This window comes from Alteromonas sp. OM2203, assembly GCF_048517045.1.
In the GTDB taxonomy this organism is placed as follows: domain Bacteria; phylum Pseudomonadota; class Gammaproteobacteria; order Enterobacterales; family Alteromonadaceae; genus Alteromonas; species Alteromonas gracilis.
The window spans coordinates 3842314-3861451 of the sequence record NZ_CP183209.1 but is presented as its reverse complement, the minus strand read 5'-3'; the positions used below and the strand labels follow the sequence as shown (position 1 = coordinate 3861451).

The 19138-nt window shown below is 45.2% G+C and carries 15 protein-coding genes; 7 read left to right on the top strand and 8 right to left on the bottom strand.

Annotated elements, in window-relative coordinates:
• Window positions 1–105 precede the first annotated feature (105 nt).
• Complete coding sequence (locus tag ACM0P2_RS17000; protein ID WP_419226861.1) at window positions 106–951, bottom strand: DUF6689 family protein; 846 nt, start codon at window positions 949–951, stop codon at window positions 106–108.
• 91 nt (window positions 952–1042) lie between these two features.
• A complete protein-coding gene (locus ACM0P2_RS16995; RefSeq protein ID WP_419226860.1) occupies window positions 1043–3520 on the bottom strand; it encodes a S8 family peptidase in 2478 nt (825 codons plus the stop codon).
• 239 nt (window positions 3521–3759) lie between these two features.
• Between ACM0P2_RS16995 and ACM0P2_RS16990 the strand changes: the two genes are divergently transcribed.
• The 3 genes from ACM0P2_RS16990 to ACM0P2_RS16980 all read left to right on the top strand — a co-directional run bounded on the left by ACM0P2_RS16990 (window position 3760) and on the right by ACM0P2_RS16980 (window position 6643).
• Window positions 3760–4188, top strand: a complete 429-nt coding sequence (locus tag ACM0P2_RS16990) for a hypothetical protein (RefSeq protein WP_419226859.1) — start codon at window positions 3760–3762, stop codon at window positions 4186–4188.
• 59 nt (window positions 4189–4247) lie between these two features.
• Window positions 4248–5300: an aldo/keto reductase gene (locus ACM0P2_RS16985; RefSeq protein WP_419226858.1), complete on the top strand. Its 1053-nt coding sequence runs from the start codon at window positions 4248–4250 to the stop codon at window positions 5298–5300.
• A gap of 194 nt (window positions 5301–5494) precedes the next feature.
• Window positions 5495–6643 (top strand): Na/Pi symporter, encoded by a 1149-nt coding sequence (locus ACM0P2_RS16980; protein ID WP_120963503.1) that lies wholly within the window; start codon window positions 5495–5497, stop codon window positions 6641–6643.
• A gap of 114 nt (window positions 6644–6757) precedes the next feature.
• Here ACM0P2_RS16980 and ACM0P2_RS16975 read toward each other — a convergent pair whose 3' ends face one another.
• Window positions 6758–7921: a DcaP family trimeric outer membrane transporter gene (locus ACM0P2_RS16975; protein ID WP_419226857.1), complete on the bottom strand. Its 1164-nt coding sequence runs from the start codon at window positions 7919–7921 to the stop codon at window positions 6758–6760.
• Window positions 7922–8177: 256 nt separating this feature from the next.
• Here ACM0P2_RS16975 and acs point away from each other — a divergent pair, with 256 nt between their 5' ends.
• A complete protein-coding gene (gene acs / locus ACM0P2_RS16970; protein ID WP_159120435.1) occupies window positions 8178–10124 on the top strand; it encodes an acetate--CoA ligase in 1947 nt (648 codons plus the stop codon).
• 18 nt (window positions 10125–10142) lie between these two features.
• Window positions 10143–10787, top strand: a complete 645-nt coding sequence (locus tag ACM0P2_RS16965; protein WP_159120436.1) for a response regulator transcription factor — start codon at window positions 10143–10145, stop codon at window positions 10785–10787.
• On the opposite strand, the gene ACM0P2_RS16960 is transcribed toward ACM0P2_RS16965, so the two are convergent.
• The 4 genes from ACM0P2_RS16960 to rimK form a co-directional block, all read right to left on the bottom strand.
• The gene (locus ACM0P2_RS16960) at window positions 10723–11664 is read right to left on the bottom strand and encodes an amino acid ABC transporter substrate-binding protein (protein WP_419226856.1); all 942 of its coding nucleotides are present in this window, start codon (window positions 11662–11664) and stop codon (window positions 10723–10725) included. The genes ACM0P2_RS16965 and ACM0P2_RS16960 overlap by 65 nt on opposite strands.
• 130 nt (window positions 11665–11794) lie before the next feature.
• Entirely contained in the window at window positions 11795–12229 is a 435-nt protein-coding gene (locus ACM0P2_RS16955; protein WP_159120437.1) for an ATP-dependent zinc protease, read from the bottom strand.
• Window positions 12230–12246: 17 nt separating this feature from the next.
• Window positions 12247–13278 (bottom strand): succinylglutamate desuccinylase/aspartoacylase family protein, encoded by a 1032-nt coding sequence (locus tag ACM0P2_RS16950; protein WP_173360906.1) that lies wholly within the window; start codon window positions 13276–13278, stop codon window positions 12247–12249.
• 42 nt (window positions 13279–13320) lie between these two features.
• Entirely contained in the window at window positions 13321–14226 is a 906-nt protein-coding gene (rimK, locus tag ACM0P2_RS16945; RefSeq protein WP_105930414.1) for a 30S ribosomal protein S6--L-glutamate ligase, read from the bottom strand.
• Between the two features lie 273 nt (window positions 14227–14499).
• Between rimK and ACM0P2_RS16940 the strand changes: the two genes are divergently transcribed.
• The gene (locus tag ACM0P2_RS16940; RefSeq protein ID WP_159120438.1) at window positions 14500–15123 is read left to right on the top strand and encodes a mechanosensitive ion channel family protein; all 624 of its coding nucleotides are present in this window, start codon (window positions 14500–14502) and stop codon (window positions 15121–15123) included.
• A gap of 46 nt (window positions 15124–15169) precedes the next feature.
• On the opposite strand, the gene ACM0P2_RS16935 is transcribed toward ACM0P2_RS16940, so the two are convergent.
• Entirely contained in the window at window positions 15170–18613 is a 3444-nt protein-coding gene (locus tag ACM0P2_RS16935; RefSeq protein ID WP_159120439.1) for a PAS domain-containing hybrid sensor histidine kinase/response regulator, read from the bottom strand.
• A 256-nt stretch (window positions 18614–18869) separates the two neighbouring features.
• On the opposite strand from ACM0P2_RS16935, the gene ACM0P2_RS16930 reads away from it, so the two are divergent.
• On the top strand, window positions 18870–19136 hold the full coding sequence (locus ACM0P2_RS16930; RefSeq protein WP_105930411.1) for a DUF4212 domain-containing protein: 267 nt from the start codon (window positions 18870–18872) through the stop codon (window positions 19134–19136).
• Window positions 19137–19138: the final 2 nt, after the last annotated feature.

Below are 19138 nucleotides of genomic sequence, written 5' to 3'. Positions count from 1 at the left end.
GTTTTTGCAACCTACTACCATGCCCAGATAGGCACGAAGCCAAGTTGATCGTAAGCCCGTGTATCTTTTCGAAAAACAGTATGGGTTTAAGGTCAACAGGGCTATTTACAGCGTTCTTAAACTAAAACGTAGTGTTTGCAGCTGAGTAAGAAGTAGACCTTTCACATTAACTAGGTCGCCACTTGAACGCCATACGTCAGCAATCTGGCTTCCAGAAGCACTATCAACAAGTGTGATAAGGCTATCAACCGCAGTTAATGCTGCATCGTCATCGTTTATCGCTAGCGCTGACTGAATGTCATTTATTCCACTATCAATAGCTGCTTCTAGCAGCGGTGCTATTTCGTCGCGGTTGTCATTAACAGTCGTACTTAAAGAGGCAACTTTGTCGTTAATGACAGTAGTTGAAGGACGATTATCGAGCAAAATAATAAAATCGGAAAACTGCCCTGTACTACCACGAGCGCGAATACTTCCAGAGGACATGAGGACTGTTATATCTTCAAATGCCCCGCCGTTATGTGATGTAAACAAGCGCCATGGAATAGTTGGGGTGTAATGGATAGCTTTGGTGTAAAGCTCAACGGTAGCTAAGCCTTCAAAGCCAAACCCTGCATCCGGTTTAGGCGAAATGGAAACAAGAACAGGGAAGCCTGAAACTGCGCTAGTCAGGACAGATGGTAGTCGGCTTGTAATGGTTAAGTCTGTAGGGTCAAGTAATTCAGCGGTAATCTCAATATTGTTTGCATTAAGACCAATACTGTTTTCGAACTCAACGGATAGATCTACTTCAATTAAGCTGCTCAGCGTCAGTTTCGCCTGAATCTTATTGTCGTCGACAGTAAGGGTGTTAGGTGTAACTAGTTGCGCTTGCGCAGTAGAAAGCAAAAGTAGAGCAGTGGTGGCAACAACGGTAGTAAGTTGTCTGAATTTCATCGCTTTAAACATCATAGGATGACCTCTTTCAGTATTGGTTAAAATTTAGCCTATAACGGTGCCATTATCAATCTAAATAATGACACCGTTTTCAGAGGCTTGCGATTTATTCAAAATACTGAACAAAGAAGCGTGATGCGAGCACCGCGTAATGCGCTCTGGTTATCACAGTATCTGGCGCAAAGCGCGCAGTGATGGTTGGCACAATGCTAAATGGACTTTGCTCTACACCGAACTCAGCATTAATCAGTGACAAGGTAAGGGCTAGCTGCACGTAGCCTTTCATGTCAGCTGGAATACTGTCTTGGTCTTCTAGCACGATTTGCTCGCCATTGTAATCAACAACGATATCGGCGTTGGGATCGAAGCTTAGCGCCGCTTCCTCAAGGCCCAAAATTTGTACAAGTGAATAAGCAATATCTAACTTGGTAACACTTGCAAATGGGTCTGCGCTGCCGTCAATACTTCTTAGAACAGGTGCTTGGTTACGAAGTTTGTCTTTAAGTGCACCACCTTTAACCATGACCGATTCTACAAACGCTTTATCAAAACCAGGTACTGAGCCGATGTTAGGGCGCTCTTCGTTTAGCAGGTCACGGTATTGTCTTACTGCACCGCCCATTACCGCATAGCGAGCAAAGTCCTTACGTTTAAGGCGGGCATCTGGCGAGAAACCACGGCTGTTAATGGCATCCATTAGACGCTCGCTAACAGCAAATTCAATGGCGTTTTGCTGAGGGTGACCTTCAACATCGCCCATACCTTCAAAGCCACCACTATTTTCGAATGATACAGTAACGTTGAAGGTCTCAGGCAGGCCAGGGCCGTTAGTTAAACCTAGTGGGTCAGCTTCCACACCAGATAATGACGTCAAGCCGTATATATAAACACCCCACGTACCGGGCATTGCTGGCGCAGCAACTCGCATGGTAGTGGTTAGCACAGGAGTGGTGAGATTGCCGCGATATTCCGTACCATCAGGAGCAACCAATACCAATTTAGTAAGGTTAGCAAGCGTGTCTGCCGAAGCTTTGACGAGTACTTCCTCGGTGCCTACTTCAAACTCAACAATTTCGGGAGCGCCGATGGGGGCATAAAACACATCAAAGTTTTCTACACGTTCACTGGTAGAAACGAGAGCATTTGCCTTAAAGATTTTTTCAACAAGATTGTTGACTGTAACCTTGTGGTCCAAATCTTCATTGAAGGCTGCTGCCACTGCTGAACGAGCGTTTACATACCCTGCACCCACTTCCCAGCGCTCATATCCTGGCATATTAGTTGCTGTTTCTTGAAGTAATCGCTTGATTGTGAGGTTGTCTAAGTTAGGGTTAGCCTCAAGCATCAATGCAATAATGCCTGAAACATGTGGTGTTGCCATTGAGGTGCCAGAAATCATCGTGTAGAAGGGGATGTTCTGTGGCTCAATTGCACCTAAATCAGCATCTCCGCCATTTGCTGCCGCGTTCAACACTGCGCGGGTGGAAATAATATCTACACCGGGGGCAACGATCGTTACGTCGTTAGTATATGTCCAATCTGTGCCATCTGGCATAGTAAAGTCGCCAGACTCGCTTTTAAGTCCACGGGATGAAAAATTTGCTAGCTTGCCAAACTTATCACCAGCACCAACTGAGATGCCCCACGGAATTTGTGCATAGGGGTTATGTGAGTCTTCGCCTGGCCCACTGTTACCTGCCGCAAAAACGCTAATCATCCCCATGGTGTGTGCTTTGTAGCTTGCCAGTGATACCGGGCCTAATGGCTCGTATTTTCCGCTGGAACCCCACGAGTTGCTGATTACTTTGATAGGATTATCGAAGGTATACTGTTTACTAATTGCGTAATCAAAGCCACCAATCGTATCAAGTAGTAAAACTGCGGCGCCTGAACCATATCCAATAATATCTGCATCCGGCGCTGCGCCTTTATGCTTGCCGCCAGACAATACGCCACTACCCGCGATGGTGCCCGTAACATGAGTACCGTGCCCAGAATTAAGGTCGGTATTTACTTGGTTAGACAGAGTAGGGCCAGTAACGCCTACGATTGAGAGCGCGCCAGGATTTAAAATTGCTTGAACATTATCGACTACCGTATCACCAAAGAAATGGTCTTGGTGAGATGCATCAATACCCGAATCAATTACCAGAACAGTTGAACCTTTACCCGTAAATTCGAGGTTGTTTCGCGAGGCGAAGTCCTCCCCTTGTAAATCTGCAACGCCAGTAATTTCGCGCGCATCGGCATTAAATAATTCCATTTTTCGGTTAGCAAAAACGGAACGTACACCATCAAATTTTGCAATGGCTTCAATTTGATTCTTAGTGGCTACTACACCAATAATTGGAAGGTTTTTAAACTGAACACCTTCAGTAATGCCTAGGTTTAAAAGTTGAGTAATCTGCGACTCAGCAAGTGGTGACATTTGATCATAAGTCACAACAGCCATTAGAGATTCGGCAGGTGAAAGCGTCATCAGTTTGTCTGCCATTTGAGAACCAATGTACGCATCAGCAAGTGTAATAGCTGATGGACTTGCAAGCATTGCAGCAGCTAACGTAGATAGGGCGAACTTCTTCATATTCTTCTCCAAATTCATGAGGCTGCGCTTTCACTTGGTACAAAGAGAATATTGCCTACAATATTTTCATTAGTACCTTCGACCGCGTTTTACGTTATTAGGTTTATAACGCTTACATCACGCGAACATCATAAGGTGGGGTCGCAGCAAAGTACGACTTAATAGTGGCGGTTTGAATGGCTCTCGAACATAGGGGTTTCACCCTAGTTTTTTAATTTTATCAGTCTGCGCTTGCGGCATTGGTTAACAACTACGTAAGGTTTGGTTTAACTCATAACGATGGACTACGCGGTGAGTTTAGACAAAGCGCTCACAACGTTGAGAACCAACTTAAAAGTGTTGATAACGCACTTCAACCTCTTATTGAACAACAAGAAGCTCAAGTACGTATTTACGGTTTAGGCATTGCCGCGCTCACATCTGTCGTATTAATTCTTGTTTTAATCAAGAGTTTTGCGACATTTCATCGGGCTTTTGTTAACTTTCTTACTTTCTTTTATCGCTGCAAACGTCAATATCAAAAAATTGATACCAGGAAGTTAGGGTTTGCAGAATTAAAATCACTTGCTGAACTGGCAAACGAGATGGTCGAGTCAAAACGAAATATTGAAGCGCGTTTAGCCAGTGTTGAAGCCGAGTTGGCCAATAAAAAGCATCATAGCACCTAGTAGGGACTTTGTTGCACCAAGCGACCAGCTCGCTATTGCATTTATAAGGTATGAGTAAAATGAAGTTTAACCGTTTGGGAACGAGCGATTTACAAGTGTCAGACATATGTTTGGGCACTATGACTTGGGGTATTCAAAACACTCAGCAAGACGCTGACGAGCAATTGGCCTTTGCGTTAGATAAAGGCGTGAATTTCATTGATACCGCAGAAATGTATCCAGTACCGCCAAACGTTGATACCTACGGCGACACAGAGCGTGTTATTGGAAATTGGCTTTCACGCAACGCGTCTAAGCGTAAAGACATCATACTGATGACTAAAATAGCCGGCAGCGGACTTAAGTATATTCGCAATGCGGGCCCAATTACTTCTGGTGCGATCGCCAATGCGTTAACGTACTCTTTGGAACGTTTGAATACAGATTATATAGACGTTTATCAACTTCACTGGCCTAACAGAGTTACCCCTCACTTTGGTAAACATTGGCCGGATGGCGCAAATCCAACAAAAACCGATCGTGAGAAAGAACTCGACGGTATGCGAGATATCCTAATGGGGATCAAGCGCGCCCTTGATGAAGGAAAAATTAGGCACTGGGGGCTGTCGGATGATACGCCTTGGGGTATTCACGCTTTTCTTATGCTCTGTAAAGAGCTTGATATGCCTTTGCCCGTGTCTATTCAAAACGAGTTCAGCCTACTTCACGCGAAGGATTGGCCGTATCTCATTGAAATGTGTGAGCTTGAAAACATTGCTTATTTACCATGGTCGCCACTGGCCACGGGTATGCTAAGTGGTAAATATCAAAACGGTGCGCGCCCGGAAGGGAGCCGATGGACATTAGCTCAGCGTATGGGATTATTCAGAGATAAACCGCCTGCGCAAGCTGCCACTGCTGAATACATAAAAATTGCTGAAAAAGCTGGAGTAACGCCCTCTCAACTTGCTTTAGCCTGGTGTAAACAAGTACCCGGTGTTACTTCTACTATCATAGGGGCAACGACAATGCCTCAGTTGAAAGAAAATATAGAAGCGTTTGATATGGATTTGTCTCAAGAGACGTTGAAGGCTACTCATGACGTATTGCGCCAATATCCCATGGGTTTTTAGGCCTACATAAGTTTCGGGTTTCATCCTTGTTGTCTGCGTGGTGCAAGGCCGCTAAAAATGACATAGTGCAAGTTGAAGGGCTCGAATCTTTCTAGCCAACATTTTCGCAAAAGTGGCGGGCGTTCCCCGTCATTTTTGTGTCACACGTTGGTAATACTATGGGTTTTTCTGTTATAACTTGTACCCACTATTAAATGATTGACCCACAGATAATTTCCGCCAGTTCAGTAGAAAAGAACAACAACTGGCAACGATGGCTTCTTCTTATTTTACTTGTTTATGTCATGCTACTTGCCGTAAGTATGATTGGCAGCGGTTTTAAATATGCGGCTGGCGAGCAAGCGCGAGAGCTTTTCAACTTCGCTTCAAACCCTATCATGGGCTTGATTATCGGCATGGTGTCTACCGCTTTAATTCAGTCTTCAAGCACGGTTACTTCGATTATTGTTGGAATGGTTGCTGGTGGATTACCTATTACCATTGCCGTGCCCATGATGATGGGCGCAAATATCGGAACCAGCATCACCAATACACTGGTAAGCCTTGGGCACGTTGCAAAAAAAGAAGAGTTTCAGCGGGCTTTTAATGCCGCTACCATCCACGATTTTTTCAATGTTTTATCGGTGCTCATATTTCTACCGCTTGAGATGGCGTTTGGCATTCTAGAGTATCTAAGTGGTCAAATTGTAGCGCTTATTCACACTGGGGAAGCGTTAGGAGTAAGTGGGTTTAATCCCATAAAGGCAGCCACACAGCCCGTAACAGATTTAGTTTCTCAATCACTCCAGTTTTTGCCGTCGGTTTATCCGGGCATTGTTAAAATCCTTTTGGGTATTGCACTTATCATGGTTTCAATTACCTACATGGGCAAGATCATGAAATCGCTTATGGTCGGCAAAGCTAAGGATTTATTACATAAAAGCATTGGGCAAGGCCCCATATCAGGTATTACATCCGGCGCTCTGATGACGGTTTTGGTTCAGTCATCATCTACCACCACGTCGCTCATGGTGCCTCTGGTTGGTGCTGGCGTTTTAAAAGCCCGTGAGATATATCCTTTCACCCTGGGGGCTAATATCGGAACGTGTATCACTGCGTTAATTGCTGCTTTAGGAGTAGTGGGTGTAAATAGTGGGTTCGCTTTGCAAATTGCGCTTGTACATCTTATTTATAATGTACTTGGTGTAACGCTTATTTACGGTATCCCTGTTCTGCGAAATATTCCAATCAACTTGTCGTATCAGCTATCAGTTCTGGCAGCGGAAAGGAAAGTGTATGGTGCGGCCTATGTCGGTGGACTTTTCTTCGTCGTTCCATTGGGTATTATCTTTACGACTATTTAGTCCCCCAAAAGCGGGTTTTCTGAGTGGCAGGGCATAGCTTTTTACTTATCAGATAAAGAAAACCGGCGCTTCTTAATGAAGAAGCGCCGGTTTTTTTGTTACGTCTTAATTTTCTTAGAACGCGTATTTCGCTGAGACTTGGAAGCGGTTCATGTCGCCTTCAAGGCCTGATTCAACTTCTCGTTTTGCGAAAGCGTATTCGGCACCTACCGTTAATGCCTTGGTTGGCGAATATAGGTAGTTCACACGGGTACTATATGTGCTTTCGGTGGTAGCCAAGCCAGTTAGCGATACATCATTGTCAGCTTCAAAGGCCGAGAACATAATGCTACTGCGCGCCTTATCGCTCCACTTGTGGCGATATGCAATGCCGTAGCCTGTTGAGTCAATAGCTTCGAGGTCACCGCTTTCGTTAAGAACTGCGCCATTTACCGCATTTAGAGCTGAATATCGGCCAAGACCGCTACCGGTATTGAATGTAAAACGGATATCATCGCCGTTCGACAGGTTGTATTTACCCGTCACTGACACACCAAAGCTGGTTTCGTCAGCATCAATGCCAGCGGCATTGTCATAAGAAAGCTGTCTAACTAAGCCCGCAACCTTTACATAACCCCAGTCCTGTTTTGACGTATATGCCGCGATTAAATCAGGGATTGCGTTGTCGTCACTGGTGATACGGCCACCGCCACCAAATGGCGTTATGGTAGATTCCGGGTTTTCTAATGCAATTTGAAGGCCGCCGTTGGTATATCTCAGCATGACTTGGCGTCCGAACGTTATGCCGTCAGTTGTACCAATAAAGTCGAGTGATTCAGGCAGAGCACCTACATCCATAAACGTAGTCCAGGTTTGGCCTACCAACCAGTTTTTGTACGTTATATAGGCGTGACGAACACGTGGTACGTAAGAATTACTAATACGCTCATCACCGCCACTGGTAACAACAAAATCAAGTTCAAACACACCGTTTATCGTATCGCCTTCTTCTGTCGGCGTAGACGTTGCGAAACGGAATCGTGAAGTCCGAATATGTGCATCAAATTGTGGGTCTTCGTCAACGCCACCAACAGGAGTTAGTGAAGGGATGTAAAAGTCTCGGCCAACGCTACCCGACGCAATGGTGCCGTCTGAGTAGTCACTGACCATGGCGTCAACTTTGACATAGCCTGTGAATTTCACACTTGTATCGCCGATCGTTGCTGCTTGTGCTGCACCGTTTGATGCTGCTAGGCACAGCGCTACCGCCGTCGCCGTATTTTTTATTTTAGCTTTCATCGTGTCTGTTCCAAAAGTGGTTAAATAAATGTAAATTCAACGTTAACATTACTGATTGTGTACGTATTATCGCAAAATTAAATACGCCTATGGTCGCATAAGACCATAGTCGTAATACTTTTCCGTAATACTTGACGCTTAGCACCTAAGTAGGGTGTTGCTAAGACCAAAGTCTCATTTTGCTTTGTGCTTGAATGGCTAGAGTGTTTCATCATAAAACAAGAATTTTACATTATTGATATTGGAGGCAATCCTTATGAGCGCCAGCAAGACTTATCCTGTACCTGAGAACATTCTTCAGTCTACCCACCTCAATGCATCGCAATATGACGCGATGTATAAGCAGTCAGTAGAAGCGCCGGAAGCGTTTTGGGCGGAACATTCGTCTATTCTTGAGTGGTATCAAAAACCTACGAAGATCAAAAACACGTTTTTCGGCGAGAATGATGTCTCAATAAAGTGGTTTGAGGATGGTGAACTAAACGCTAGTTACAACTGCATCGACCGCCACTTGGCTAAGAACGCCACTAAAGTCGCCTTCCATTGGGAAGGCGACTCTCCAGAAGATAGTCAAGATATCACTTATCAACAAGTGCATTATGAAGTGTGTAAATTAGCTAACGCGCTTAAAGGAATGGGTGTTGAAAAGGGTGATCGCGTCGCTATTTACATGCCGATGGTACCAGAGGCGGCGTACGCTATGCTGGCGTGTGCCCGAATCGGCGCTGTGCATTCGGTCATATTTGGTGGTTTCTCACCAAATGCAATTGCTGATCGCATTAACGACAGCAGCGCTAAAGTTGTTATTACTGCCGATGAAGGTCGTCGTGCGGGCAGAAGCATTCCATTAAAAGCGAATGTAGATAAAGCCTTAGCAAACGGCGCGTGTCCTTCCATTAGTCATGTCGTTGTTCACAAGCTAACGGGTGGCGATATCGATTGGAACGAAGAGCATGATGTATGGTGGCATGACGCCATCGAGGATATGTCAGGTCAGTGTGAACCTGAAGTGATGAACGCCGAGGACCCACTATTCATTCTTTACACGTCAGGCTCTACGGGCACACCTAAAGGCGTTGTTCATACAACCGGTGGCTACCTGCTTTATTCTGCAATGACATTTAAATATGCATTCGATTATAAAGATGATGATATTTATTGGTGTACCGCTGATGTGGGCTGGATCACAGGTCATAGCTATATGGTTTATGGACCTATGGTTAACGCTGCATCTCAAGTATTTTTTGAAGGGGTTCCTACCTATCCTGATGTAAAACGTATTGCGCAGGTCGTTGAAAAATATAAAGTAAACAGCCTTTATACCGCCCCAACGGCAATTCGCGCGCTCATGGCTCATGGTGATGTGCCAGCAGAAGGGTGTGATTTGTCTTCCCTTCGTTTACTCGGTACCGTCGGTGAGCCAATTAATCCAGAGGCGTGGGAGTGGTATCATCGCGTCATTGGTAAGGGACGCTGCCCTATTATTGATACTTGGTGGCAAACCGAAACGGGTGGTCATATGATTTTACCTCTGCCGGGAGCTACGGAGTTAAAACCAGGGTCAGCAAGTCGACCATTTTTCGGTATTCAGCCTGCCTTATTTGATGCCGATGGCAATGAATTGGAAGGTGCAGCTGAGGGCAATCTAGTTATAAAAGACAGCTGGCCAAGCCAGGCTCGTACCGTCTATGGTGATCATCAGCGCTTTATAAACACTTACTTCAGTGCATACAAAGGCGTTTATTTTACCGGTGACGGCGCGCGCTGTGATGAAGACGGTTACTATTGGATCACAGGACGTGTAGATGATGTACTGAACGTATCAGGGCATCGCTTAGGTACCGCTGAAATTGAAAGTGCGCTGGTCGCCCATCCTAAAGTCGCTGAAGCGGCAGTAGTCGGGTACCCTCATGATATCAAAGGGCAGGGGATTTACGTTTACGTTACGCCTAATGAAGGTGTTGAGGCTGACGAAGCACTAACCAAAGAGCTCAAAGCCTGGGTACGCCAAGAGTTAAGCCCTATTGCTACCCCTGACATGATCCAGTGGTCTAATGGTTTGCCCAAGACTCGCTCGGGTAAAATCATGCGCCGAATCTTACGTAAGATTGCTGCCAATGAACATGAGCAGTTAGGCGATACATCTACATTGGCGGATCCGTCGGTTGTTGATACACTGATAGAGGAACGTCTAAATAAGTAAGCATTAAGGGCATAGACAATGATAACTCTTCTGATCGCTGATGATCATCCGCTGTATCGCGATGCACTGAGAGGCGCTTTGTCCTTGTCTCTGCCAGCCTTGACGCTTAAAGAGGCTGGCGATTTACCTACTACTGTCGATATTCTCAATAACGAGGATATCGACTTATTACTTTTAGACTTGCATATGCCGGGCAGTAATGACCTGTTTGGTCTTCTGCATATTCGCAAGCTTTTCCCTGATGTTCCTGTTGCTGTAGTGTCGGGTACAGAAGACGCTACACTGATTTCAAAGATTATTAGCGTTGGCGCGCTCGGCTTTATTCCTAAAACCGCGAGTGCCCAGGATATTGCGAATGCCGTAGAGGCGATTTTAGATGGTGATGTTTGGCTACCTGATAATCTCAGCGAAAATGTCGATGAAGTTGATGAAGCGTTCTCTGAGCTTGCAGATAAAGTAGCGTCACTAACGCCTTCTCAATACAAAGTTTTATGCTACATGCGAGACGGACTGTTAAATAAACAAATAGGCTTCAATTTAGATATAGCCGAAGCAACAGTGAAAGCGCATGTAACTGCCATCTTCAAAAAGCTTGGTATTAATAACCGGACTCAGGCTGTCCTAATCGCTTCTCAGCTTGAATTGGAGCCACCGACTCACTAGCGTTGAACTGTTGAATTGTTTTGGTCGCAGTAAACTCTGGAAGAAATTTTTCAAGGGCAATTCGACTGGGTTCGCTTAACAGCGGGTTCTGAATTTTTAGTTCAGTGCGACCTTTGAGCATCGACATACCGTGTCGAAAATTATCCTGAGAGAGCAGAAGTTCCTGAAACCTTCCTGAATCAAACATGATAAGCAAGCCCTCAGCAATTCGGTTAGCTAACGCGTGATTGTCGCTTCTTACAAAGAAGAAAATAGGGCTCGGATAGGAAATAATAAGGTTGTCATCTATGGCAAGCCCTCGAGTTAGCTTTTCATCTTCAAACTCTTCTCTAATTTCCATTACACTGCGCGGAAAGATGTCGGCAAATCCTTCAGAGACAATACGAAAGGAAGCGCGGTAGGTCGTTTCTAAAACCGGCAGGTCATTAGCGCGAAAGATTTTTGTATCAGGCCAGTCGTAGCCAAGAACTGTTCTGAACGATTTGAGCTCTTCCAAGGTTTTAACGTACTTAAGGCGCTCATCTCCCTCTTTTACAAAAAGCGCACGCTTCCCGAATAGCCCGGCCATTATTGGTATGCGGACAGGAAGAAACTGGCGCTCTCTTTCCGTTGACGTTACGCTCCAAGTGACATCTAACAGGTTGTGTTCAAGGTTACGTAATTGGCGTTCTTGCGCCGACTCTTGACCACTAACCATAATCTCGAAAGTACCGTATTGAGGTTCTGTAACCAGAAGCGCTTCAGTTAGCAGCGTTTTAGCGTATGCATATACACTGTCTCTTCCAGGGTGAACATTAGGCAAACGAATTAGGGTATGGGGTAAGTCGTTATTTACTTTATTGAATGCTGGCTCTGTCGCTTGAGCACCAAAAAGCACGCATGCACTTAGCAGTGGTAACACTATACCTAAAATTATTGCCCTAACGTCCATATGTGTTATCTCATGCGGTCAGCGCACGCCTTGTTAAGAGAGGCTTCATCATTACCTTTGACCTGGCTGATGACTTTTAATCCTTCCCCGTAAGCAGAAAATCATATTCGGGGTCTACAATAAATTGCCCGCTCATTGCCTCGCGACCCAGTAACATAAGATAGGTCATTTCCGAGCGGTCAGTGAGGGTTAACTGAATATCCCACTGATATCCGTCCATTATTATAGGCGTAATTATCACATATCGCCTCTCTCGTGTAGCGGTTGAGCTTTTTACTCGCTTTTGGCCTTCTACACGGGCTTCTCTTCGCACAACACGCTCAACGTTATGAATATCAGGGTGGATATCAAATTTAATCCACAGCTCGCCGTCTTGCTCAAATTCTTCGATATTGTCTACGTGTAGCGAAGAGGTTGCGGCCCCTGTATCTACACGCACATTTAAATCAGTAATCGCAAGCTTGGGTAAATCGCACAGCTCTACTGCACCGACAATTTTCTTTTTGTTCATCAGTTTATCTACCAATTTTATAAAATAGGAGCCTGCTCTAGTGGCAATAAATTATCCTGTAGTAGTTCCACATGTTCTGCAACCGTATCTGGCTCTGAGAAGTATGCAATGTGGTAAACCGCCTCGCCTTCTTGCGTTAGCGGAATATTTTGTTTGCCAATTACCACGCCCTCTGCAGGGCTCTCTAAACTATCTAAATAGTTACCGAATGGGTCTGCAATAATTGCAAGTTTGTCACCTTTCTCTACGTGATCACCCAGCTGAGCTAAATGGGTAACAAAGCCGCTTTCTGGCGCTCTTACCCACCCACTTTGTCTGGCGATAAACCGCTCAATGTTATGGCCTTTACTCCGGCTTTTATTGAGCATGCCCAAGTGGCGCATGGTGTTTATAATACCCCTTACGCCCGCACGAATAGAAAACTCATCATAGCGCAGCGCTTGCCCGGCTTCATAGAGCAATATTTTAACGCCACTTTCACTTGCCGCTTCGCGTAAAGATCCATCCCGTAATTCTGCATTCAAAAGTACGGGAACACCAAATGCTTTGGCCATTTCTAGGACATCTGCGTCGTCTAAATCTGCACGAATCTGAGGCAGATTGCTTCGATGTATAGCACCGGTGTGCAAATCAATGCCCACATCACATTTACTTACGACTTCTTTAAAAAATAAATTCGCTAATCGTCCTGCTAAAGAGCCTTTTTTGCTGCCTGGAAAACTGCGATTTAGATCTCGTCGGTCAGGTAAATAACGAGATTGGTTGAGTACGCCGTATACGTTCACCATTGGCACCGCGATAAGGGTTCCTCTTAAACGCTCTATAGCTTTTGAGCGGATTAGTCGTCCCACAATTTCGATGCCGTTGAGTTCATCACCGTGAATGGCAGCGCTGACAAACATAACTGGACCAGGGCGCTTACCTCTTTTCACATAAACGGGAATGCTCATATTGGTCGCCGTGTACAACGGCGGCATTTCCAACTCAATCTTCTTTGTTTCGCCAGGGGCAATGGTTTGACCCCCAATTGTTAAAACATCATTTACCACTAACGTTTCCCATATCTTGTTTTTACAGCAAAAATTTAGAGGCTAGCCTCTGCCACGGGTTTTCGTTTTATGCGGCTCAGCGCTTTTTTCGATAAACTCAATGATCATACTTGCTACGTCTTTGTTGGTTGCTTTCTCGATACCTTCTAAGCCAGGAGAGGAATTCACTTCCATTACCACTGGCCCGTTATTTGACCGCAAGATATCTACACCACAACAGTTGAGCCCCATGGTCTTAGCCGCATCTACAGCCGTTTTGCGTTCAGCAGGACTTAGACGTACTAAGCTTGCCTGCCCACCGCGATGAAGGTTAGAACGGAATTCACCCGGTGCTGCTTGGCGTTTCATAGCGGCAACCACTTTCCCGCCCACTACGAAACAACGAATATCTGCGCCGCCCGCTTCTTTTATAAATTCTTGTACCAATATGCTGGCGTTTAGCCCCATAAAGGCTTCAATAATAGACTCAGCAGCTTTTTGTGTATCAGCAAGTACAACGCCGATACCTTGGGTGCCTTCAAGAAGCTTTATCACTACAGGGGCACCACCAACAGTTTTGATGACATCATCAATTTTGTCAGGGTGGTGGGCAAAACCCGTTCTCGGCATGCCAATGCCTTTGCGTGAAAGAAGCTGCAGCGAGCGAAGCTTGTCTCGTGAGCGACTAATCGCGACTGACTCGTTCAGGCTGTAAGTGCCCATCATTTCAAACTGACGCACGACTGAGGTGCCGTAAAAACTCACAGAAGCGCCGATTCGAGGAATAACGGCGTCGTAATAAGGAAGTTTTTTCCCATGGTATCGTACAGACGGTCGCGCACTTGTGATATCCATGTAGCAATGCATGGTGTCGATGACGTCAACCTCATGCCCGCGAGCCTGACCAGCTTCGACTAAGCGTGAAGTAGAGTAAAGACGAGGATTTCTGGAAAGTATTGCAATGCGCATTATAAAAAGCCTGTAGTTTGTGTTTTGTTTGTCGTCTAATCGACATGTCTTTTAACACGTTAGAACGCGAATTTGAATTAGACAAGTCATTTTTGCGCGCATACTAATGTATGTGGTAAAGAGAGTCTTACGAATATTTCTTGTTGTGGCGATTGCTTTTAATGCATGAACTCGCCTTTTATTCACGTTAGCATGGTAGGGCGCAGGAACACAGGTCGTAAAGGTCTGAAAATTTAGTTTGCTAGAATTAAAAATGAGAGAGGGTTTAGGTTGATGAATGAATGGTGGCATGCGTTTTTGGCGTGGTTGATTCAGTACCAGTCAAATGTCGTGTGGAGTGGTCTGGCTTTACTATTTTATTTAGCGATGTCTCGCAAGCTTCTGCCAAAATTAGAAACCAATATCGAAAAATCTAAGCTGAAGTCTAGTAGTGCGCTAAAGGGGCTATTCGCCGCACGCGTGATTGTGGCCACTGTTACTGTTGCCCTGTTGCTGCTTGCATGGGGTATTGATTTCTCAGGTTTATTGGTGCTCTCAACGTCTATTATTACCGTAACAGGCGTCGCACTCTTTGCAAGCTGGTCGCTTATCAGCAATATCACTGCGTATTTTATTTTACTGACTAACGTTGCCTATCGCAGGGGCAACTACGTGCGTATTCTCGATGGCGATAACTATATTGAGGGCGTAATCGCCGATTTAGGGCCGTTCAGCACCCGATTAGTTACCGCTGACCGCGAAACGTTGATGTACCCCAACAACTTAATTCTCACCCGGCCGGTGTTACTCAACCCTAAACAAAAATGGGGCGCAATGGGAAAAGTGGTGGCTAAGCCGAATGTTGAGTCATCCGTTACGAAAACCGACGACAGCAAGCCTCATGAAGAGTTGCTATAGTCGGTTTAGGGCTTTCCTAATACAAAGTTAGCGTAACAAGGCAGAGCTACACGTTTTTTGCTTCTCTGATATAGCGGGTCATACTTTGAAGCAGAGCCCGTAGTTTTGCCGGTTTAAGGGGTTTAGCTAAAAAATTAACTCCCTGTGCTTTGCATTGGGTTACCAAGCTTTCATCTGGTGTTGCTGTGATTAACGCTGCTGGCATTACTACATTTAACCGATGTCTAATCTCTTCGATAAGTGCTAGCCCATTTTTCTCGCTATCGTGACTGAGTTGGTAATCCATTAGGAGAATTTGGGGCTGAATGGTCTCACATATTTTAAGGGCATCATCCCAGTTATTTGCAAGCACAACATTAATTCCCCATTTTTGTAGTAGCGTTTGCATTGCGTCCAGGTTTTCCCTTTGGTCGTCCACACAAAGAACATCCATGCCGGTAAATGTCGTGGAGCGAGGCTTGGTTGTCTCGCTAGACACCACTTTAGATTCGGCTTTCGCAAGAGAAAACGTAAAGCAACTGCCTTTACCTATCTGCGACCTTACCCGTATGTCGCTATCTAGCTGTAAACTTAACCGGCGTACTACGCCTAACCCGAGCCCAATGCCGTGTTCTTTGCTCTCGTTAGCGCGGAAAAAGTCTCCGAAAATACTGTCTTTTTTATCGTTGGATATACCAATTCCAGTGTCGAGAATTTTGAAATGAACGGTATTGCTAATCGGTTTGACGACAAATAATACTCTTCCACTTTCTGTATATTTCACAGCATTTGAAAGCAAGTTTTGCGTAATTCGGTAAAGGTAAGTCTTATCTGCTCTGACCCAGCATGAGCGAATAATGGCTTTAAATCCCAGCCCTTTTTCTTTTGCTCTCATGGCCATTTCGTCCACGAGAGGAGAAAGAAGAGTGCGAACATCGATAGACTCTAAGTCAGGTTTCATTTCACCCTGGTCTAAGCGTGCAATATCTAACAGTGTGCCAATAAGGGTTTCGCTAGAGGTTACGCTATGCCCCAACTTTTGAATAATGGCGTGGGCTGACTCTGAAAGTTCTTGTTCTTCCAAAGCGCTGACATAAAGCTTGGCAGCGTTTAGCGGTTGCAGTACATCGTGACTGGCCAGAGCAAGAAAGCGGGTTTTACTTGCATTAGCGTCTTCAGCTGCTTTTCGCGCTCTTATTAGTTCCTTCTCAGCTTCTGAGCGTCGTTCAATTTCAAGACGCAGTTCGGCGTTTATTGAATGCACTTCTTCTGTACGTTTTTTAATTCTGGCCTCAAGGTCAATGTTCGATTCTTCAAGTGCCTGCTGAATTTCTACGTGGCCGGTTATATCGTTGAAGCTTGTTACAAAGCCTCCCCCGGGTAGAGGGTTGCCCACCATTTCGATAACGCGGCCGTCTTTACGCTGGCGAGTAAAGCGGTGGGGCATGCCTGACCTTAAATGGCTAAGGCGCTTTTCCACTTCTCCATCGACATTATCGGTACCAAACTCCCCCTGAGATGCATTGTATCGTATGAGTTTTTCGATAGGCGTACCGACAGCCAGCAGGTTATCAGGGTAGGGATAAAGGTTCGCGTATCGTTTATTCCAAGCCACCAGATTGAGATGCTTATCTACAACGCTAATGCCTTGATCCATATTCTCAAGCGAAGTTAATAGCGCGGTCATGTTAAATTGCATGGCTTGAGTGGTATCGTCAAAGAAGTTAATAACTTCTGTAAAATCCATTTTTTTACCGCGCAATGCACTGTCTAGCAGTACTTTGGCGCTCGATGCGCCTATCACTCCACCGAGAGCCCGCTCACAAAAAGATAAAAATGACTCGTCAGGTGTACTGTCGTGGTCGAGATTGCAGTGATTTAACTGCTGATATTGTCCAAGCAATTGTTTACAACGACCTGTACCCATAAAGGTTGTAAGCAAGGTGACAAGATCGGATACGGTGACGCTAATAGTTTGCGTTTTTACGGTGTTGTTTCCAGAGATGGCCGGAGAAACAAAGGCTTCGGCCTGTATGCGGTCGATGAGACGCTGAGGCGCGAAATGTGAAAAAAGAATATAAACAAAACTGTTTGCCGCTAAGCTAATCATTGCCCCTTGGCTAATTAGCTCATTTTGTTCCAGCTGAGAGACTTGTTCACTCACAATTGGGAGTACTAGCCATAACACCCAGATGACCAAGCCCACCATCAGACCAGCATACACTCCGTGTGCATGAGCTCGCTTCCAGTAAAGTCCGCCAACAATGGCAGGCATCAGTTGAATAACCAGGGAGAACGCAATTAGTCCGATGGAGTGAAGAGAGCGACTGCTCGTCATTTGTTGATGGTACAAAAATGCCATCAGCAGAATAAAGGCAATGACAATCCGTCGGATTAAGCGAATTTTTTTCGATACGTCTTTCTTGTCGTCGGTATTTCCCGTGAACGCCAAAATGCGAGGAAGGATGACATCGTTGGTCAGCATAGTACTAAGGGTTAGTGTTGCTACGATGATCATGGCCGTCGCTGCAGAAAGGCCACCTACAAATACAATAACTTGGAGCAGGGTTGATTCTGAAAACATCGCCAACGACAACACATAAGAGTCGGGCTCTATGCCTTGTCCTGCGAATATCGATTTACCGGCAATGGCGATGATAGGGATCACTGCGGAGATCACCGCAAGGTATAACGGGAAGAGCCAGCGCGCGGTTCGTAGGTGCCCCAAGCTCAAGTTATCGATGATTGCCACGTGAAATTGTCTTGGTAAGCAGACAATAGCTGCTGCTGCCATGATGGTCTGTGCGATAAAGCTAAACGAACCAAATTGGGCTAACGCGATTTCGTTAGTGAAGCTTTCAAAAAATGGCCCAGTTTGAGTGCGTTTCCACGCGCTGTAACCAATGATTGCAACAAGAACCAATGCCAGTAATTTTATTGTCGATTCAAAAGCAATAGCCAGCATTAAACCTCGACGGTACTCCGTTACATCAGTTTGCCGTGTACCAAAATAAATGGCGAAGGCTGCGATAAAGCCCGTTGCGGCAATAATGATGCCGTTGCTGTTAGGTTGTTGTGTCAGCAATTGGAAGGTGGCGCCTACGGCTTTTAACTGAAGTGCAATATAGGGAATAGTGGCAAGTAGCGCGATAAGTGTAACAACTAGCGCAACAGTCTGACGCTTACCGTAGCGCGAAGCGATAAAATCAGAAATGGTGGTAATGTGCTGCTTTTTGCTAACGAACGTAAGTTTATAAATAAACTTGTAACCTAACACGTAAACCAAGATAGGCCCCAGCATGATCGGAAGATAAATCCATGTGTCTCTGCTTGCTTGGCCCACCATGCCAAAGAATGTCCACGCGGTACAATAAATGGCAAGAGCTAACGAATAAATCGCAGGGTGAGACGTCAGCGCTCGCGCGGTGGGCGAATTTTTTTCTCCCCAGCTTGCTAGTGAAAAAAGCAAGAAGAGATACAAAACTGCAAGTGTGACCCAACCAAAAACCATAAGATTCCTTTAACGGGGTTTTAACAACTTTGTTGTTATTATAATCATTTCGACCATAGTCTACCTACGACCATGGTCTCATTTTGAATTTCACCTTCCAGGTCTAGAGTAATACGCAAGCTCCTAAGTGCTTGACTTTGCTGCTGGTGGTTGTCTTTAGTCAGTTACCAATTAAGCAGCAATAACGTTAACAAAGCCGGGCGTTAGGAATATGTAAAAACATAACAATCAATTAACCTGATGTGAGGGTGAAACAATGGCATTTAGAAACGAAGAGGACAAGAAAGCGTATTGGAGCGAAAACCTCGCTCTACTCGCTAAGCTGTTAGTCGTTTGGTTTATCGTATCATTCGGCGCCGGCATTATTTTTGTCGATATCTTAAATGAAATCCAATTTTTTGGCTTTAAATTAGGCTTCTGGTTTGCACAACAGGGCTCAATTTATGTATTTGTTGCATTGATCTTTGTCTATATGGCGAAGATGAACGCCATGGATAAACGCTACGGCGTAGATGAGGAGTAAAT

Bases quoted from the DNA above. Each gene is read 5' to 3' on its own strand.
- ACM0P2_RS17000 (WP_419226861.1), bottom strand. From the start codon at position 951: ATGATGTTTAAAGCGATGAAATTCAGACAACTTACTACCGTTGTTGCC.
- ACM0P2_RS16995 (WP_419226860.1), bottom strand. From the start codon at position 3,520: ATGAAGAAGTTCGCCCTATCTACGTTAGCTGCTGCAATGCTTGCAAGT.
- ACM0P2_RS16985 (WP_419226858.1), top strand. From the start codon at position 4,248: ATGAAGTTTAACCGTTTGGGAACGAGCGATTTACAAGTGTCAGACATA.
- ACM0P2_RS16980 (WP_120963503.1), top strand. From the start codon at position 5,495: ATGATTGACCCACAGATAATTTCCGCCAGTTCAGTAGAAAAGAACAAC.
- ACM0P2_RS16975 (WP_419226857.1), bottom strand. From the start codon at position 7,921: ATGAAAGCTAAAATAAAAAATACGGCGACGGCGGTAGCGCTGTGCCTA.
- acs (WP_159120435.1), top strand. From the start codon at position 8,178: ATGAGCGCCAGCAAGACTTATCCTGTACCTGAGAACATTCTTCAGTCT.
- ACM0P2_RS16965 (WP_159120436.1), top strand. From the start codon at position 10,143: ATGATAACTCTTCTGATCGCTGATGATCATCCGCTGTATCGCGATGCA.
- ACM0P2_RS16955 (WP_159120437.1), bottom strand. From the start codon at position 12,229: ATGAACAAAAAGAAAATTGTCGGTGCAGTAGAGCTGTGCGATTTACCC.
- rimK (WP_105930414.1), bottom strand. From the start codon at position 14,226: ATGCGCATTGCAATACTTTCCAGAAATCCTCGTCTTTACTCTACTTCA.
- ACM0P2_RS16940 (WP_159120438.1), top strand. From the start codon at position 14,500: ATGAATGAATGGTGGCATGCGTTTTTGGCGTGGTTGATTCAGTACCAG.
- ACM0P2_RS16935 (WP_159120439.1), bottom strand. From the start codon at position 18,613: ATGGTTTTTGGTTGGGTCACACTTGCAGTTTTGTATCTCTTCTTGCTT.
- ACM0P2_RS16930 (WP_105930411.1), top strand. From the start codon at position 18,870: ATGGCATTTAGAAACGAAGAGGACAAGAAAGCGTATTGGAGCGAAAAC.